Here is a 16,737-nt window from a genome sequence, read left to right as displayed (position 1 = left end):
GTTTGCGGTTTTCCGCCTGCATCCCGCTCTAAATTAGGAGAACGATCACGTTTATGATTTTAGGTCGGTGGGACCTGAAATCATCATGATCTAGAGGATCGCCAGCGAATGATGCGCCAATACGAGCTCGTTGAGCGCGTGCAGAAATACAAGCCCGACGTCAATGAGGCCTTGCTCAACAAGGCCTACGTCTATGCGATGCAGAAGCATGGCCAGCAGAAGCGGGCAAGCGGCGATCCCTATATATCCCACCCCCTGGAGGTGGCGGCGATCCTGACGGAGATGCGTCTCGACGAGTCGACCATTGCCGTTGCTCTTCTGCACGACACGATCGAGGACACGACGGCCACGCGGCAGGAGATCGACGATCTCTTCGGCGAGGATATCGGCGCGCTCGTCGAGGGGCTGACGAAGATCAAGAAGCTCGATCTCGTGACCAAGAAGGCCAAGCAGGCGGAAAACCTGCGCAAGCTGCTGCTCGCCATTTCGGACGATGTGCGGGTTCTGCTCGTCAAGCTCGCCGACCGGCTGCACAACATGCGCACGCTCGACCACATGTCAGCGGAGAAGCGCGCCCGCATCTCCGAAGAGACCATGGATATCTACGCGCCGCTCGCCGGCCGCATGGGTATGCAGGACATGCGCGAGGAACTCGAAAACCTTTCGTTCCGCCATATCAACCCCGAGGCGTTCGAAACGGTCACCCGGCGGCTGGAGGAATTGTCCGAGCGCAACGAGGGCCTGATCAAGAAGATCGAGGACGAGCTTCGCGAACTGCTTCAGGCGGAGGGCCTGAAGGCGGCACAGGTCAAGGGTCGGCAGAAGAAGCCCTATTCGGTCTTCCGCAAGATGCAGTCGAAGTCTCTGTCCTTCGAACAGCTGTCCGACGTCTGGGGCTTCCGTATCATCGTCGATGATATCCCGTCCTGCTACCGCGCGCTCGGTATCGTCCATACGCGCTGGCGCGTCGTTCCCGGCCGCTTCAAGGACTACATCTCCACCCCGAAACAGAACGATTACCAGTCGATCCACACGACCATCGTCGGCCCGTCCCGCCAGCGCATCGAGCTGCAGATCCGCACGCGCCGCATGAACGACATCGCCGAATACGGTATCGCGGCCCATTCGCTCTACAAGGACGGGGAGGGGAAAGAGGGTGCGTCGGCAGATGCGGCCCTGTCGCCGACGTCGAATGCTTACTCCTGGCTCCGGCGCACGATCGAATCGCTCGCGGAGGGCGACAATCCGGAAGAGTTCCTGGAGCACACCAAGCTCGAACTGTTCCAGGACCAGGTGTTCTGCTTCACGCCCAAGGGCCAGTTGATCGCGCTGCCGCGCGGCGCGACGCCGATCGACTTTGCCTATGCCGTCCACACCAATATCGGCGATACCTGCGTCGGCGCCAAGATCAACGGCCGTATCATGCCGCTGGTCACCCGCCTCAACAATGGCGACGAAGTGGAGATCATCCGCTCGGGCATCCAGGTGCCGCCGCCCGCCTGGGAAGAAATCGTCGTTACCGGCAAGGCCCGCTCGGCGATCCGCCGCGCGACGCGTGCGGCCATCCGCAAGCAATATGCCGGCCTCGGCTATCGCATTCTGGAGCGCACCTTCGAGCGCGCCGGCAAGACCTTTTCGCGCGAGGCGCTGAAGCCGGCGCTGCACCGGCTCGGCCAGAAGGAGGTCGAGGACGCCATCGCCTCCGTCGGTCGCGGCGAGCTTTCTTCGCTCGACGTGCTGCGCGCAGTGTTCCCGGATCATCAGGACGAGCGGGTCACGGTGAAGCCCAGCGCCGACGACGGCTGGTTCAACATGCGCAGTGCCGCGGGCATGGTGTTCAAGTTGCCGGGCCGTGGCAAGGATGCGAACGGCGTTGCCCAGGCCGAAGGGCCGGAGGCCCTGCCGATCCGTGGTCTCTCGGGCAATGCCGAAGTGCATTTCAGCCCGGCCGGGGCCATTCCCGGAGACCGCATCGTCGGCATCATGGAGAAGGACAAGGGCATCACCATCTACCCGATCCAGTCGCCGATCCTGCAGAAGTTCGATGACGAGCCGGAGCGCTGGATCGATGTGCGCTGGGATCTGGACGAGGCCAACAGCAGCCGCTTCATCGCCCGCATCGCGATCAGCGCCCTGAACGAGCCGGGGACGCTTGCCGAGGTGGCCCAGGCGATCGCCACCAGCGACGTCAATATCCGGACGTTGTCGATGGGGCGCGTGGCTGCCGACTTCAGCGAACTGCAGTTCGACCTCGAGGTCTGGGACCTGCGTCAGCTCAATCACCTGATCACGCAGCTCAAGGAATTGCCGAGCGTGTCCATGGTGAAGCGCCTGTTCGAATAAGGCGACTGGCTGCGCCCTGCGCAATTGCCTGCAAAACAGGCAGGCTGCGCTGACGAAACGGCAAGCCATGCCAACGGCGCATGGCTGCCGCCATTTCCTGTCTCTGGTGGAACAGGGACCTCTAAACTATCTTCTCGGTCGGGAGGTAAACAAAGAGGTTTGCCATGTTTAATCAGTTGAAGAAGATCACCCGCGCTCTGCGCGTCCCCACTCAGGAAGAGCGCGAGCTCGCCTATCTCAATAGCTCGGTCGACCGTATCGACCTCGAGTACCGCCAGCGCCAGATCGATCGCGGCCTGTTCCGTAACTACTAAGCCCGCTGCGTCCCGTCTTCTGGCGGGATGCTGAGCCATGCGTTCGCCGGATGGCTCGCCTGCGACATGCGCGCGGCGCCTGGGCGGGTTGCAAGCGACAGGCAGGACGCCTATCTTGCGGCCAGCAAACAGGCGGACGCGCGGTCTTGTGCCGGCTGACGGCTTAAAGACGCGGTCATGACGGCATAATGTTATTCAGGCGCAGAAAACCGGTTACGATTTCCGAAAGGCTGCGGTCCATTCTTTGGCCGCGCAAAGGGTTTGCGCGCGGCCTGCGCTATGTGACGCTGCGCGTGTTGCGCCTTTCATCGACACCGCATTCGATCGCCGTCGGCGTGGCGGCAGGTGCCGCTTCGTCCTTCACGCCATTTTTCGGCCTGCACATCATTATCGCCGTTGCGCTCGCGTTCCTGTTCTCCGGTAATCTCGTCGCGGCCGCGATCACGACAGCGCTCGCCAATCCCGTGACGATCCCGATGATCCTGACGGCGTCCTACGAACTTGGGACGGCGATCCTCGGTGTCGAGAGCGCGCACGCCGCAAGCTCGGCCGACGTCATGCGAATGGTCGAGCACCTCGACCTTCCGGCTCTTTGGGGTCCGGTGTTCAAGCCGATGCTGGTGGGCTCGTTGCCGCTCGCGGCAGGCGGTGCCCTTCTTTCCTACATTGCGGCTTATCAGGCGGCCCGGCTCTTTCAAAAGCGCCGCCGGGCACGCACCAAAGAGCTTGGATCCTCTTCATGATCATAGGCATAGGCAGCGATCTGATCGATATCAGACGGATCGAAAACTCGCTTTCCCGCTTCGGCGAACGCTTCGTTCAGCGCTGTTTCACCGAGATCGAGATCGCCAAGTCCGATGGGCGGAAGAACCGCGCGGCATCTTACGCCAAGCGCTTCGCCGCCAAGGAAGCCTGTTCGAAGGCGCTTGGCACGGGCCTCGCGCAAGGCGTCTTCTGGAAAGACATGGGCGTCATCAACTTGCCGGGCGGCAAGCCGACGATGAACCTGACCGGAGGTGCCGCAGCGCGTCTGGAGCAGATGCTGCCGCCGCATCATCGCGCCGCCATCCATCTGACGATTACCGACGATTTCCCCCTGGCCCAGGCCTTCGTGATTATCGAGGCGCTGCCCGTTGCCCCGATTGAGGGAACGGTTTAGAGCATTCCGCTGGAAAAACCGGGCCTGACCAATTGAAGGCGCGGCGGTTTGCAGCATATGAGACCGGGATTGCGCGCAGTCCAAAGCCGGACCGAGAGTCGGGACAAAAGTTGAGAGCAAGCCCCCGCGCGGGCGTTGCGATGATAAAGGAACACAGTAGCGTGGCAGAAAAGACAGAAGCGAAGCAGAGCGGCCTCTGGGAGAACGTGAAGGTCGTCATCCAGGCATTGCTCCTGGCTTTGGTCATCCGTACGGTTCTCTTTCAGCCCTTCACCATTCCGTCCGGCTCGATGATGCCGACGCTGCTGGTTGGCGACTACATCTTCGTCAACAAGTTCGCCTACGGCTTCTCCAAGTATTCGCTGCCGCTTTCGCCCGACCTGTTCTCCGGCCGCATCTTCGCAAGTGAGCCGAAGCGCGGCGATATCGTCGTGTTCCGCTTCCCGCCGAACCCGGATATCGACTACATCAAGCGTCTCGTCGGCCTTCCCGGCGACCGCATCCAGGTGCGCAACAGCATTCTCTACATCAACGACAAGCCGGTCGAGCGCACGCCGGATGGCGGGTTCCGCGCCGACGACCAGTACGACACCGGCGCTGACGTTCCGGTTTTCCGCGAAACAATGGACAATGGCGTCTCCTATGACACGCTTGACCAGTTCCCGGATGCACGCGGCGACAACACCCGCGAGTTCATCGTGCCCGCCGGCCATTACTTCATGATGGGCGACAACCGCGACAACTCGGCCGACAGCCGCTTCGACGTCGGCTTCGTGCCTGCCGAAAACCTCGTCGGCCGCGCCAGCATGATCTTCTTCTCGCTGGGTCACGACACGTCGTTCCGCGAAGTGTGGAAGTGGCCGACGAACCTGCGCTACGACCGTCTGTTCAAGGCGGTCGAATGATGAAGTCGCGGTCGCTGGGCGCGGAGGATCGGGTAAAGCTTGAGGCCGTGATCGGCTATCAGTTCGCGGAGAAGGAGCGCCTTGACCGGGCGCTCACCCATTCCAGCGCGCGAAGCGCCAAGGGTTCGAACTATCAGCGCCTCGAATTCCTGGGCGACCGGGTGCTCGGGCTTTGCGTGGCGGAACTTCTGTTCCAGACCTTTCGCGATGCCAATGAGGGCGAGCTTTCGGTCCGGCTGAACCAGCTCGTCAGCGCCGAAAGCTGCGCCAAGGTCGCCGACGACCTGGAGCTGCACCAATTCATCCGCACCGGCTCGGACGTCAAGAAGATAACCGGCAAGGCGATGATGAATGTACGGGCGGATGTGGTAGAGTCGCTGATCGCCGCCATCTATCTCGATGGCGGTCTCGAAGCTGCCCGCGGCTTCGTGCTGCGCCATTGGAAGGATCGCGCAGTGCGCGCCGATGGGGCTCGCCGCGATGCAAAGACCGAATTGCAGGAATGGGCGCATGCCAAGTTCGGCATCGCGCCAGCCTACCGGACGGATGAGCGTTCCGGCCCTGACCACGACCCCCGCTTCACGGTAACCGTCGAAGTCACGGGTGTCGCGCCGGAGACCGGAACGGACAGATCCAAGCGCGGAGCCGAGCAGGTAGCCGCGACGAAATTGTTGGAACGCGAAGGCGTGTGGCGGAAGAGTTCCGCCGGAAATTGACGGAAAACATGACGGACATGGAAAAAGATACGGCCGCCGAAGGCGCGCCGACCCACTCGGGCTTCGTGGCGATGATCGGCGCGACCAACGCCGGCAAATCGACCCTGGTCAACCGCCTCGTCGGCGCCAAGGTTTCGATCGTCAGCCACAAGGTGCAGACGACGCGCGCGATCGTGCGTGGCATCGCCATTCATGACAACGCCCAGATCGTTTTCATGGACACGCCCGGCATCTTCAAGCCACGCCGCCGGCTCGACCGCGCCATGGTCACGACCGCCTGGGGCGGCGCCAAGGATGCGGACGTGATCATGTTCTTGATCGACAGCGAACGCGGCCTGAAGGGCGATGCGGAAGCGATCCTCGAGGGGCTCAAGGAAGTGCACCAGCCGAAGATCCTGGTGCTGAACAAGATCGACCAGGTGCGTCCCGAAGACCTCTTGAAGCTGGCGGCTGCCGCCAACGAGACGATCAAGTTCGAGCGCACCTTCATGATCTCGGCGCTGAACGGCTCGGGCTGCAAGGATCTGATGGATTACTTGGCCGAGACGCTGCCGGAAGGCCCCTGGTACTATCCGGAAGACCAGATCTCCGATCTGCCGATGCGCCAGCTCGCCGCTGAAATCACCCGCGAAAAGCTCTTTTTGCGTCTGCATCAGGAGCTTCCCTACGCCTCGCATGTCGAGACCGAGAAGTGGGAAGAGCGCAAGGACGGCTCGGTGCGCATCGAGCAGGTGATCTATGTCGAGCGCGAGAGCCAGAAGAAGATTGCGCTTGGCAAGGGCGGTGACGCGATCAAGGCGATCTCGACCGCATCGCGCAAGGAGATCTCCGAGATCCTCGAACAGCCGGTGCACCTGTTCCTGTTCGTCAAGGTACGCGAGAACTGGGGCGACGACCCCGAGCGCTTCCGCGAAATGGGCCTGGAATTCCCGCGATAAGGCCGCGCGCACACCGTCTGGTGTGATGTTTTTCGGCACCCGTTGAAACGGGTGCCGTGCCGCTCACCGCCCAGGTGGGCTCAAGCGCCTGAAATGCGCTTTCCATTCGCATCGAGAACCGGTTCGCCGTCCTCCTTCGAGAACGGACCCTTGTGCGTGTCGGGCAGGATGTCGAGCACCCGTTCGGATGGGCGGCAGAGTCGTGTGCCGATTGGGGTGACGACGAAGGGGCGGTTGATAAGGATCGGGTGCGCCATCATCGCGTCGAGCAGCCGTTCGTCGCTGACCGTGGGGTCGCCGAGCCCAAGCTCCGCATAGGGTGTGCCTTTCTCGCGAAGAGCGTCACGCACCGTCAGGCTGGCATCGGCAATCATCTTTTCCAGCGCCTGCCGAGACGGCGGCGCCTGCAGATACTCGATCACCGTCGGCTCGATACCGGCGTTGCGGATCATCGCCAGCGTGTTGCGCGAGGTGCCGCAGGCGGGGTTGTGGTAGATCGTGACGTTCATGTGCTTGCCTTCCGCGGAATTGAGGCCGCCGTTGCGGCCAGCGTCGACGGTTGCTCAAAGCCATAGGGTCGAAGCTCGCCGCAGGCAAGCCGGCCGCCCGTGTCAGTTCGTACCGGCGTCGGCGACCTGCCGCTTTGCAAGTGCCGGGCCGATCATCTCGATCCGGTTGGTCCAGATGTAGCCGGAGAACCCTGGCGGTACCATTTCCAGATCCTGCATCGTGTCGATGCCGGTGGTGGAGTCGCCACCGTCAAAGGGGCCGAGCAGGATGATCTCGCTTCCGGCCGCCTTCATCCGCGCAGCAAAGCGGTCGGGCCAGCCCCAGAGAAACGGCGCATAGTTTCCCGGCACGGCGACGAGGGTGTTCTTGCACGCGTCCGGGACGATGCCGGTCCAACCGTAGCCGAAGTAGTGCGTCAGGCATGCCTTCGTCGACGTCCGGTCGTAACCGCGCATGCCCTCCAGGCGTTTCAGCGTCTCGCGGGTCGGCTCCTCGCCGCCATAGACGCCGAAAACGGCCTCCCGCCATTGCGGTTGCGTCTCGACGCGCGTCGCGAGTTCAGCGCCTTCTTCGGCGCGCCGGCTCTTGAAGTTGATCAGGAACTTGCGGTCGGGCAGGGCGGCCAGCACCTCCTCGAGCGTCGGCATCTGGCCGACGCCCTTGCCGCGGAAGGGGAAGGTCTTGCCGCCATCGGCCGTATAGCCGTAGCCGATGTCGAGAGACTTCAGCGTGGCCATCGGCGTTTCCTCGGTCACACCCTTGGCCTCTGTCCGGCAATCGAGCGTCCAGTCGTGGAAGACGGCGAACTGTCTGTCGGGCGTCAGATGCACGTCGAGTTCGACGACATCGGCGCCGGCGTCGAAGGCCGCCTGCATCGAGGCAATCGTGTTTTCGAGATAGGGATGCTCCGGCGACCTGATGATCGTCGCCGTACACGTGTCCCTGCCGACATTCTCCTTCGGATAGGTTTGATGCATGCCCCGGTGGGCAAGCAGCTTTGCGGTACCCGCCGGCGGCGCGATGAACAACGATGTGTTCATCAACCACACGACCGCGACAAACAGCACGAAAATGGCAAGCGCTTTCTTCATCCTGATTCTCCTCTGGGAATCGGGATTGCCCGACATTGTGGCGCGACGATGTTGCTTTGCACGTATCGCGTGCGTGCATGTCGCGGATTGCGAACAATGTGTCACCCGCGCGCGCGATTGACCGTGAGCCGGGGGCCGTGAGAGGTAGCCGTCACTGACGTGCGATCCGGGAGAAGTGAGATGCCGCAACTCGTCGAAGGAAAATGGGTCAAGGGCGACGTTGCTGCGAGCGAGATGAAGGCCGGCGCGTTCCACCGCGAGCCGACGCGGTTTCACCGCTGGATCACGCCCGATGGCAGGCCGGGGCCGCAGGGACAGGAAGCCTTGCCGGCCGAGGCCGGGCGCTACCGCCTGTTCGTTTCCTATCTTTGCCCCTGGGCCTCGCGCACGATCGCCTTCCGCAATCTCAAGGGCGTGCAGGACATTGTCGGTCTGACGGTTTCCAATCCGGAACTCGGCGAAGACGGTTGGGTCTATGACGAACCGGTCGATGCCGGTGCACGCGTCGGCAAGATCCGCTTCCATCACGAACTCTATGTGGCGAGCGACCCGACCTATACCGGGAAGGTCTCTGTTCCCGTGCTCTGGGACATGCGCGAAGGGCGCATCGTCAACAACGAGTCCGCCGATATCATCCGCATCCTGAACTCGGCCTTCGACGGGCTCACCGGCAACCGGCTCGACTTCTACCCCGAGGCCCTGCGCGCCGAGATCGAGCGCTGGAACGGCCCGATCTACGAGCGTGTCAACAATGGCGTCTATCGCTCCGGCTTCGCCAAAACACAAGGCGCCTATGACGAGGCGGTGGCAAGCCTGTTCGGCATGCTCGACGAACTGGAGGCCCACCTTGCGGAGAACCGTTATCTTGCCGGCGAGCACCTGACAGAGGCCGACATCCGCCTCTTCGTCACCCTGGTTCGCTTCGACGCGGCCTATCACGGGGCGTTCAAATGCAACATCCGCCGGATCGAGGACTTTCCGGCGCTGTCGAACTATCTGCGCGAGATCTACCAGTGGCCAGGCATCCGCGAGAGCGTGCGCATCGACCACATCAAGCGCGGCTACTACGGCATCGCCCACATCAATCCGACGCGCATCGTGCCTGCAGGCCCGCTGCTCGATTTCGACCGACCCCATGACCGCGCGCGTCTGCCCGGTCTAGGCGTCGCTGAAATCTAGGTTTGTTTCTCAGCATTTGCTAAGGAAACAAATTTATGAGGGGCCATAAAGAACCCATTGCCAATCGATCGAAGCTTCCTACCTTAATTTGAGTTCTGATGGATAAGAGCCCGATGGCGGCGGCCTGACGAATTCCCGGCGCGGCACCCAAGAGGAGCCAGATGTGTCCCGCCGGATACCCGTGAGGCCACGCCCGTGCCGGTTCTCGCCGCTTCCGGACGCGCTGGCGCCTGTTCCCGATGCGCCCCGCGCAACCACTCCTGAAGCCCCGAAAGAGCCGACCCTTCGCATCTCTCATGCACCGGGACACGTTCGATAGGTCTGGTAGGGGTGGGATATGAATGCAGCATTGTTGACATTGCTTCGCCGTCTGGTGCGCAACGGTAACCTGACGGTCGTATTTTCTTCCGGTGAAGAAGTGATCCTGGGTGACGGCAGTGGAAAGCCGGCATCAATCCGCATCATCGATGCGGAGGCGGAGGCGGCGATCGTTCGCGATCCCGCTCTTCGCTTCGGTGAAATGTACATGGACGGGCGTGTCGTCATCGAGAAGGGCGATATCTTTGACGTGCTCTCGATCGTGAAGAGGAACGGGCTCGAGAACGCCGCAACGGCGACCAATACGTTGGCGGCCCTCTGGCATGTGTTGCGCCAGCAGATGCGGAGCCGCATGCCGGTCAACCGCAACCGGCACAACGTCGCCCATCACTACGATCTCGATCGCAAGCTCTTCAACCTGTTCCTCGACGAGGACTGGCAATATTCCTGCGCCTATTTTCAACCGCGCGGAATATCGCTCGATGCGGCCCAACTCGCCAAGAAACGGCACATCGCGGCAAAGCTCCTGCTGGAGCCCGGCCAGAAGGTGCTGGAGGTCGGCTCCGGCTGGGGCGGCATGGCCATGTACCTGGCCGAATCCTCAGGCGTCGAGGTTACCGGCATCACGCTCAGCGAAGAGCAGCTGAAGGTCTCGCGCGACCGCGCCGCCAGGCGCGGGCTCTCCGATCGGGTCCGCTTCGAACTGCAGGACTATCGCACCCTGCAAGGGCGGCAGTTCGACCGCATTGTGTCCGTCGGGATGTTCGAGCATGTCGGCATCGGCAACTACGGCAACTTCTTCGAGAAGATGAACGCGCTGTTGAAGCCTGACGGCGTCATGCTGCTGCATTCGATCGGCCAGATCTACAAGCCTTGGGCCACCAATCCGTGGATCGAGAAGTACATCTTTCCCGGCGGCTATATCCCGGCGATTTCGGAGGTTTTGCCTTCCGTCGAGCGCACGCGGCTCTTGGTGAAGGATGTCGAAATCCTGCCGATGCACTACGCCTGGACATTGAAAGCCTGGCGCGAGCGCTTCGTCGCCCGGCGCGAGGAGGCGATCAAGCTCTACGACGAGCGGTTCTTCCGCATGTGGGAGTTCTATCTGGCTGCGTCGGAGACGGCCTTCCTCTACGACAAGCACTTCATCTTCCAGCTGCAGATCTCGCCGTCTCTCAGTGCGGTTCCGGCCTCGCGCGGCTATATCGAGGAGAGGGAGCGGCAACTGATCGAGTTCGAAAAGCGCCGCCCACCGCTCGAACCCGTCAACACCTGGGATGCCGTGCCTGAGCAGGAGCACGTCGAGCCTGCCGCCATGGCGTGCTGAACCATCGGCCGTCCCGCCTGAAAACGGGGCGGCCGATCCATCTTCTGTGGAGTTCCGGTTTTCCGCGGAAGGCCTTCACTTGGCCTTCAAGGTCTGCGCCTTTATGGTCGCCGACCAAACAGCAAAGACGGAATTCCCATATGGCCAGCCCTGCAAAACCCATCGCCGCCATTATCGCCAGCGAAATCAAGGCAACACCTTCGCAGGTCGTTGCAGCGGTCGAGCTGCTCGACGAGGGCGCCACGGTGCCGTTCATCGCACGTTACCGCAAGGAAGTGACGGGCGGGCTCGACGATACGCAGTTGCGTACGCTTGCGGAACGGCTGACCTATCTGCGCGAACTCGAGGCGCGCCGGGCATCGATCCTCGAATCGATCCGCGGCCAGGACAAGCTGACCGCCGAACTCGAAGCCAAGATCGCCGCCGTCGAAACCAAGGCCGAACTCGAAGACATTTATCTGCCCTATAAGCCGAAGCGCCGGACCAAGGCCGAGATCGCCCGCGAGCGTGGCCTCGGGCCTCTGGCAGAGGCGATCCTTGCCGATCGCTCGGTGGCACCTGCCGACCGCGCCGCCGCCTTCCTGACTGCCGAGGTGGCCGACGTGAAGACGGCGCTCGACGGTGCGCGCGACATCATCGCCGAAGGCATGACGGAGAATGCCGATCTGCTCGGCCGCCTGCGCAACCACATGAAGGGCGCCGCCTTCCTGCGCGCCAAGGTCGTCGACGGCAAGCAGGAGGCGGGCGCCAAGTTCTCCGATTATTTCGACCATTCCGAGCGCTGGGCGACGACACCGGGCCACCGGGCGCTGGCCATGCTGCGCGGCTGGAACGAAGAGGTGCTCTCCGTCGACATCGTCGTCGACCAGGACGATACCGCGACGGTCAAGCCGGTCGAGCGCATGATCGCGGCCGCCTACAATGTTGGCGGTCACCTGCCGGGCGACAAGTGGCTTGCCGAGATGATCGGCTGGACCTGGCGCGTGAAGCTTTCCATTTCGCTGTCGCTCGACCTCATGCGCGAACTGCGCGAGCGCGCCGAGGAAGAGGCGATCCACGTTTTTGCCCGCAACCTCAAGGATCTGCTGCTGGCGGCACCTGCGGGATCGCGGGCGACGATGGGGCTCGACCCGGGCATCCGCACCGGCGTCAAGGTCGCCATCGTCGACGGCACCGGCAAGTTGCTCGAAACGACGACCGTGTACCCGTTCCCGCCGAAGAACGACGTCCGCGGCACCCAGGCCGAACTCGCATCGCTGATCCGCAAGCACAAGGTGGAGCTGATCGCGATCGGCAACGGCACCGGCAGCCGCGAAACCGAAAAGCTCGTGGCCGACATGCTCTCGCAGCTTCCGGCGCCGAAGCCGACAAAGGTCATCGTCTCCGAGGCCGGCGCCTCGGTTTATTCGGCGTCCGAAACCGCCGCCCTGGAGTTCCCCGGCCTCGACGTTTCGCTTCGCGGCGCGGTCTCGATCGCCCGTCGCCTGCAGGATCCGCTGGCCGAACTCGTGAAGATCGAGCCGAAGTCGATCGGTGTTGGCCAGTACCAGCACGACGTCGACCAGTCGAAGCTCAGCCGCTCGCTGGATGCTGTGGTGGAAGATGCGGTGAATGCCGTTGGTGTCGACGTCAACACGGCTTCTGCTCCGCTGCTTGCCCGTGTGTCCGGTCTCGGCAAATCCTCGGCCGAGGCGATTGTCGCCCATCGCGACGCGACCGGTCCCTTTGCGAGCCGCAAGGAACTGTTGAACGTGCCGCGTCTTGGCGCTCGCACCTTCGAACAATGCGCGGGCTTCCTGCGCATTCCGAATGGCAAGGAGCCGCTCGACGCCTCCTCGGTCCATCCGGAGGCCTATGGTGTCGCCAAGAAGATCGTTGCGGCCTGTGGTCGCGACGTCCGGGCGTTGATGGGCGACAGCGTCGCGCTGAAGAGCCTCGATCCGAAGGTCTTCGTCGACGAGCGCTTCGGCTTGCCGACGGTTAAGGACATCCTTGCGGAACTGGAAAAGCCCGGCCGCGACCCGCGCCCGAGCTTCAAGACCGCGACCTTTGCCGACGGTATCGACGACATCAAGGATTTGAAGATCGGCATGCAGCTCGAGGGCACCGTGACCAATGTCGCCGCCTTCGGCGCCTTCGTCGATATCGGCGTGCACCAGGACGGCCTCGTGCACGTGTCCCAGCTCGCGGATCGCTTCGTCAAGGATCCGCATGAGGTGGTTAAGGCCGGCGATGTGGTGACCGTTCGTGTCACCGAGGTTGATGTTCCCCGCAAGCGGATCGGCCTCACCATGCGCAAGGATGGTGGCGTCGAGACGGGCCGCGAGCCACGGTCAGGCGCACCGGGCGGCAACAACAATCGTGGCCCGGCCCCGCGCCAGCAGAAGCCGCAGCAACCGGCTCAGGGCGCCTTCGGTGCGGCGCTGATGGAAGCGATGAAGCGCAAATAGCGCAGGCATTCGCCGCGGGCGCATCCGGCGCCCCGGCTGTTTGCTTTATAAATTAGCTAATTGTAATAATCCGGCCTTTCCACCATACTGGCTGCAGGGCGGCGCGGGCACACCGTGCCCATGCCGCAGCCGGCCGGCGACGGAAAGGTCAACGCAAACTCCTTCGCCGCGCGTCCGGTGAAAGGAGTTCGGTGATGGTGGGCAGTGCGATCCGCGGCCTGGCATTGGCCGCCCTCTTGGCGGCGGGCGTGGTGGCGCGTCCGGTTCCCGCGATCTCCCAGGCTCCGGTCAATTGTGCCGACCGGTCCGAAGTGATCGAGTTTCTGACGCGGCAATATCAGGAGAAGCCGGCGGCAACCGCGCTGATCAACCAGCAGGCGATCATGGAAATATACGCTGCCGACAATGGCAGCTGGACGCTGATCGTCACCGACGTCAACGGGCGCAGCTGCGTCATCCTCGCCGGCAAGAGCTGGGAAACCCTGCCGCCCTTGCCGGTACCGAAGGCCTAGCCTCTGGGGGAGCGAGCTCAGCCGCTCCCGTCAGAGCGACCGGCCGACGCTCGAATAGCTGAAGCCGTGCTTCACCACCTCGTCCTCGCGGTAAATGTTCCTGAGGTCGACGAGAATGGGCGTCTTCATCACGGTCTTGAGCCGGCGGAAGTCGAGTGCCCGGAACTCGTTCCATTCGGTAACGATCACCAGTGCATCGGCTTCGTTGGCGGCCTCGTAGGGGTCGCTGGCATAGTCGATCCCGTCGATCAGCTTCTTCGCGTTTTCCATGCCTTCCGGATCATAGCCGATGACATGGGCGCCGGCATCCTGCAGCGTCTGCACGACCGCGATCGCCGGGCTGTCGCGCATGTCGTCGGTGTTCGGCTTGAAGGTGAGGCCGAGGATTGCGATCTTGCGGCCGCGCACGTCGCCACCGGCGGCAGCGATGACCTTGCGGCCCATGGCCCGCTTGCGGTTGTCGTTGACGGCCACCGTCGTCTCGACCAGCCGTACCGGGCTGTCATAGTCCTGCGCGGTCTTGACCAGCGCCAGGGTGTCCTTCGGGAAGCAGGATCCGCCGTAACCGGGGCCGGCATGCAGGAATTTCGAGCCGATACGGCCATCGAGGCCGATGCCGCGGGCGACATCCTGCACATTGGCGCCGACCCGTTCGCACAGATCCGCCATCTCGTTGATGAAGGTGATCTTCATCGCGAGGAACGCATTGCCGGCATATTTGATCAGCTCGGAGGTGCGGCGCGAGGTGAAGACCAGCGGCGATTGGTTGAGATAGAGCGGGCGATAGACCTCGGTCATCACGTCCCGTGCGCGCGCGTCGTCGCCAGAAAGGCCGATGACGATGCGGTCCGGCCGCTTGAAGTCTTCGATTGCGGCACCTTCGCGCAGGAATTCCGGGTTGGAAACGACGGCGAAATCGGCGTCCGGATTGGTTTCGCGGATGATGCGCTCGACCTCGTCGCCGGTGCCGACCGGAACGGTCGATTTCGTCACGATCACGGTGAACCCCTTGAGGTTCTGGGCAATCTCGCGGGCAGCGGCATGCACATAGGAAAGGTCGGCATGGCCGTCGCCGCGCCGCGACGGGGTGCCGACCGCAATGAAGATGACGTCGCTGTCGGCGACGGCGGCAACGAGATCGGTCGTGAAGGTGAGACGGCCCGAAGCGACGTTGCTTGCCACAAGCTGGTCGAGACCGGGTTCGAAGATCGGAATGCGCCCCTGCATCAAGGCGTCGATCTTGCTCTCATCCTTGTCGAGACAAACGACGTCGTGACCGAAGTCCGCAAAACACACGCCGGAAACAAGGCCAACATAGCCGGCGCCGATCATCGTGATTTTCATAGGCTCTTTCCCTTGTTGTGTTCCACAGCGAGCTCAGTTCATAGAACGTGCAATTGCGTATTTTTGCAATTGCTTATGCGCTCAGGTTCACACCCATTTATGCTCGATTGCGCGTAAAGCAAGCCGTCTCGCCAACAGAATAATCAGTGGGGATTAGCTGGCGAGCGGCTTACCGGTTCGCGTTGTAGTAATCCTTGTACCAGGCAGCGAAGCGCGCCACGCCCTCTTCGACAGGAAGCGAGGGCTTGAAATCGGTCAGCGCTTCGAGAAGGTCGGGGCAGGCGTAGGTGCGCGGCACGTCGCCCTGCTGCATCGGCAGCATGTTGCGCACCGCCGGCTTGCCGACCGCCTTCTCGACCGTTTCCACGAAGGTCATCAGTTCGACCGGCTGGCCGCCGCCGATATTGACCACGCGGAAGGGTCCCTGGCGCGACAGCGTGTCCTCGGCCTTTTCCGCAGGCACGCGGTTTTCTTCCGCCGGCGCCACGTGGGAAAGCCGAAGAATGCCTTCGACGAGGTCGTCGATATAGGTGAAGTCGCGGCTCATGCGGCCTTCGCCGTAGATGTCGATCGGCTGTCCCTTGTGGATGGCATCGACGAACTTGAACAGCGCCATGTCGGGACGCCCCCAGGGGCCGTAGACCGTGAAGAAGCGGAAGGCCGTGGTCGGCACCTTGTAGAGATGGGCGTAGCTGTGCGCCATCAGCTCCATCGACTTCTTGGTGGCGGCATAGAGCGTCATCGGCTCGTCGGCGCGGTCGGTTTCGGCAAACGGGATTTTCTCGTTGGCGCCGTAGATCGAGGACGTCGAGGCCAGCATCAGGTGCTTCGGGTTAAGCTCCCGCGCCAGTTCCAGAATGTTCCAGGAGCCGACCAGGTTGGAATCCACGTAGGCCTTCGGATTTTCGAGGCTGTAGCGCACGCCCGCCTGGGCGGCGAGGTGGATGATGACCTCGGGTTCGGCAAGCTCAGCGGCCCGGCGCAGCGCGTCCCTGTCCTCAAGCATGCCGACGACGGGCTTGAAGCCGTTCGAGCGGGCGAGGATCGCATGCCGATTCTCTTTCAGCGTCACGTCGTAATAGGGGGTCATGCCATCGAAGCCGACCACGAAATGCCCTTCGTCGATCAGCCGCTTGGCGAGGTGAAAGCCGATGAAGCCTGCGGTGCCGGTGATGAGGTAGCGCACGACGATGTCCCCAATTTACGTATCGGCCGTTCATACGAAGAAAGGCGATCGATTGAAAGCCGAAACCATCGGTCTGGTTACCGGTCGAGGTCCTGTTGCAGGGCAGACAGCACCGACATCGCATGGCCGGCATACTGGCTGATCCAGCGATCATGGATCGCCTGGATCGGCAATGCGTTCAAATGGTTCCAGCGTTCGCGCCCCTCGCGACGGACGAGCACGAGCTCGGCCTGCTCAAGGACTTTGAGGTGTTGCATGACCGTGCAGCGGTCGAGATTGCTGAAGCGCTCACACAGCATGCCGGTGGTCTGCGGCTCCTGCCGCATGGCGTCGAGCATCTGCCGGCGCAGCCCGTTGGCGAGCGCCTTGAACACCAGGTCGTCTTTCGAATCGGTTGACATGTTGTATTTCTATAACATAATCTCGTTGGTATCGACAGGAGGAA

General features: G+C 62.6%; 16 protein-coding genes. 11 read left to right on the top strand and 5 right to left on the bottom strand.

Features of this window, described 5'->3' with window-relative positions:
• The first annotated feature begins 108 nt into the window (after positions 1-108).
• From IB267_RS09700 to era, 7 genes are all read left to right on the top strand, one after another.
• Complete coding sequence (locus IB267_RS09700; RefSeq protein WP_192447421.1) at positions 109-2,343, top strand: bifunctional (p)ppGpp synthetase/guanosine-3',5'-bis(diphosphate) 3'-pyrophosphohydrolase; 2,235 nt, start codon at positions 109-111, stop codon at positions 2,341-2,343.
• Between the two features lie 164 nt (positions 2,344-2,507).
• On the top strand, positions 2,508-2,657 hold the full coding sequence (locus tag IB267_RS09695) for a DUF3563 family protein (RefSeq protein ID WP_065377015.1): 150 nt from the start codon (positions 2,508-2,510) through the stop codon (positions 2,655-2,657).
• Positions 2,658-2,845: 188 nt separating this feature from the next.
• Positions 2,846-3,400: a DUF2062 domain-containing protein gene (locus IB267_RS09690; RefSeq protein WP_192447420.1), complete on the top strand. Its 555-nt coding sequence runs from the start codon at positions 2,846-2,848 to the stop codon at positions 3,398-3,400.
• Positions 3,397-3,816 (top strand): holo-ACP synthase, encoded by a 420-nt coding sequence (gene acpS / locus IB267_RS09685; protein ID WP_192447419.1) that lies wholly within the window; start codon positions 3,397-3,399, stop codon positions 3,814-3,816. The genes IB267_RS09690 and acpS overlap by 4 nt, the downstream gene beginning before the upstream one ends.
• Positions 3,817-3,977: 161 nt before the next feature.
• A complete protein-coding gene (gene lepB, locus IB267_RS09680) occupies positions 3,978-4,721 on the top strand; it encodes a signal peptidase I (protein ID WP_192447418.1) in 744 nt (247 codons plus the stop codon).
• Positions 4,721-5,437, top strand: coding sequence for a ribonuclease III (gene rnc / locus IB267_RS09675; protein WP_156134075.1), 717 nt, complete (start codon positions 4,721-4,723; stop codon positions 5,435-5,437). The genes lepB and rnc overlap by 1 nt, the downstream gene beginning before the upstream one ends.
• Before the next feature lie 8 nt (positions 5,438-5,445).
• Positions 5,446-6,375, top strand: coding sequence for a GTPase Era (gene era / locus IB267_RS09670; RefSeq protein ID WP_043616701.1), 930 nt, complete (start codon positions 5,446-5,448; stop codon positions 6,373-6,375).
• Between the two features lie 80 nt (positions 6,376-6,455).
• On the opposite strand, the gene arsC is transcribed toward era, so the two are convergent.
• Together arsC and IB267_RS09660 are read right to left on the bottom strand one after the other, a co-directional pair.
• The gene (gene arsC / locus IB267_RS09665) at positions 6,456-6,884 is read right to left on the bottom strand and encodes an arsenate reductase (glutaredoxin) (RefSeq protein ID WP_192447417.1); all 429 of its coding nucleotides are present in this window, start codon (positions 6,882-6,884) and stop codon (positions 6,456-6,458) included.
• A gap of 102 nt (positions 6,885-6,986) precedes the next feature.
• Positions 6,987-7,976 carry a glycerophosphodiester phosphodiesterase family protein gene (locus IB267_RS09660; protein ID WP_192447416.1) on the bottom strand — a complete coding sequence of 330 codons (990 nt, stop codon included), beginning with the start codon at positions 7,974-7,976 and terminating at the stop codon, positions 6,987-6,989.
• A 180-nt stretch (positions 7,977-8,156) separates the two neighbouring features.
• On the opposite strand from IB267_RS09660, the gene IB267_RS09655 reads away from it, so the two are divergent.
• The 4 genes from IB267_RS09655 to IB267_RS09640 all read left to right on the top strand — a co-directional run bounded on the left by IB267_RS09655 (position 8,157) and on the right by IB267_RS09640 (position 13,762).
• The gene (locus IB267_RS09655; protein WP_192447415.1) at positions 8,157-9,155 is read left to right on the top strand and encodes a glutathione S-transferase family protein; all 999 of its coding nucleotides are present in this window, start codon (positions 8,157-8,159) and stop codon (positions 9,153-9,155) included.
• Between the two features lie 337 nt (positions 9,156-9,492).
• Positions 9,493-10,800: a cyclopropane-fatty-acyl-phospholipid synthase family protein gene (locus tag IB267_RS09650; protein ID WP_052201787.1), complete on the top strand. Its 1,308-nt coding sequence runs from the start codon at positions 9,493-9,495 to the stop codon at positions 10,798-10,800.
• A 140-nt stretch (positions 10,801-10,940) separates the two neighbouring features.
• On the top strand, positions 10,941-13,250 hold the full coding sequence (locus IB267_RS09645) for a Tex family protein (RefSeq protein WP_192447414.1): 2,310 nt from the start codon (positions 10,941-10,943) through the stop codon (positions 13,248-13,250).
• Between the two features lie 194 nt (positions 13,251-13,444).
• The gene (locus IB267_RS09640; protein ID WP_192447413.1) at positions 13,445-13,762 is read left to right on the top strand and encodes a hypothetical protein; all 318 of its coding nucleotides are present in this window, start codon (positions 13,445-13,447) and stop codon (positions 13,760-13,762) included.
• A 30-nt stretch (positions 13,763-13,792) separates the two neighbouring features.
• On the opposite strand, the gene rkpK is transcribed toward IB267_RS09640, so the two are convergent.
• From rkpK to IB267_RS09625, 3 genes are all read right to left on the bottom strand, one after another.
• A complete protein-coding gene (gene rkpK, locus IB267_RS09635; protein WP_192447412.1) occupies positions 13,793-15,106 on the bottom strand; it encodes a UDP-glucose 6-dehydrogenase in 1,314 nt (437 codons plus the stop codon).
• A gap of 169 nt (positions 15,107-15,275) precedes the next feature.
• Positions 15,276-16,292 (bottom strand): NAD-dependent epimerase, encoded by a 1,017-nt coding sequence (locus IB267_RS09630; RefSeq protein ID WP_192447411.1) that lies wholly within the window; start codon positions 16,290-16,292, stop codon positions 15,276-15,278.
• 77 nt (positions 16,293-16,369) lie between these two features.
• The gene (locus IB267_RS09625) at positions 16,370-16,693 is read right to left on the bottom strand and encodes a helix-turn-helix transcriptional regulator (protein WP_034804089.1); all 324 of its coding nucleotides are present in this window, start codon (positions 16,691-16,693) and stop codon (positions 16,370-16,372) included.
• Between the last annotated feature and the right edge of the window lie 44 nt (positions 16,694-16,737).

Source organism: Ensifer sp. ENS09 (genome assembly GCF_014852425.1).
Lineage (GTDB): Bacteria > Pseudomonadota > Alphaproteobacteria > Rhizobiales > Rhizobiaceae > Ensifer.
The sequence above is the reverse complement of the archived record's forward strand: the minus strand, read 5'-3'. Positions and strand labels throughout refer to the sequence as shown.

Bases quoted from the DNA above. Each gene is read 5' to 3' on its own strand.
- rkpK (WP_192447412.1), bottom strand. From the start codon at position 15,106: ATGAAAATCACGATGATCGGCGCCGGCTATGTTGGCCTTGTTTCCGGC.
- acpS (WP_192447419.1), top strand. From the start codon at position 3,397: ATGATCATAGGCATAGGCAGCGATCTGATCGATATCAGACGGATCGAA.
- IB267_RS09655 (WP_192447415.1), top strand. From the start codon at position 8,157: ATGCCGCAACTCGTCGAAGGAAAATGGGTCAAGGGCGACGTTGCTGCG.
- IB267_RS09645 (WP_192447414.1), top strand. From the start codon at position 10,941: ATGGCCAGCCCTGCAAAACCCATCGCCGCCATTATCGCCAGCGAAATC.
- rnc (WP_156134075.1), top strand. From the start codon at position 4,721: ATGAAGTCGCGGTCGCTGGGCGCGGAGGATCGGGTAAAGCTTGAGGCC.
- IB267_RS09640 (WP_192447413.1), top strand. From the start codon at position 13,445: ATGGTGGGCAGTGCGATCCGCGGCCTGGCATTGGCCGCCCTCTTGGCG.
- IB267_RS09695 (WP_065377015.1), top strand. From the start codon at position 2,508: ATGTTTAATCAGTTGAAGAAGATCACCCGCGCTCTGCGCGTCCCCACT.
- IB267_RS09625 (WP_034804089.1), bottom strand. From the start codon at position 16,693: ATGTCAACCGATTCGAAAGACGACCTGGTGTTCAAGGCGCTCGCCAAC.
- arsC (WP_192447417.1), bottom strand. From the start codon at position 6,884: ATGAACGTCACGATCTACCACAACCCCGCCTGCGGCACCTCGCGCAAC.
- IB267_RS09690 (WP_192447420.1), top strand. From the start codon at position 2,846: ATGTTATTCAGGCGCAGAAAACCGGTTACGATTTCCGAAAGGCTGCGG.
- IB267_RS09660 (WP_192447416.1), bottom strand. From the start codon at position 7,976: ATGAAGAAAGCGCTTGCCATTTTCGTGCTGTTTGTCGCGGTCGTGTGG.
- IB267_RS09700 (WP_192447421.1), top strand. From the start codon at position 109: ATGATGCGCCAATACGAGCTCGTTGAGCGCGTGCAGAAATACAAGCCC.
- IB267_RS09650 (WP_052201787.1), top strand. From the start codon at position 9,493: ATGAATGCAGCATTGTTGACATTGCTTCGCCGTCTGGTGCGCAACGGT.
- era (WP_043616701.1), top strand. From the start codon at position 5,446: ATGACGGACATGGAAAAAGATACGGCCGCCGAAGGCGCGCCGACCCAC.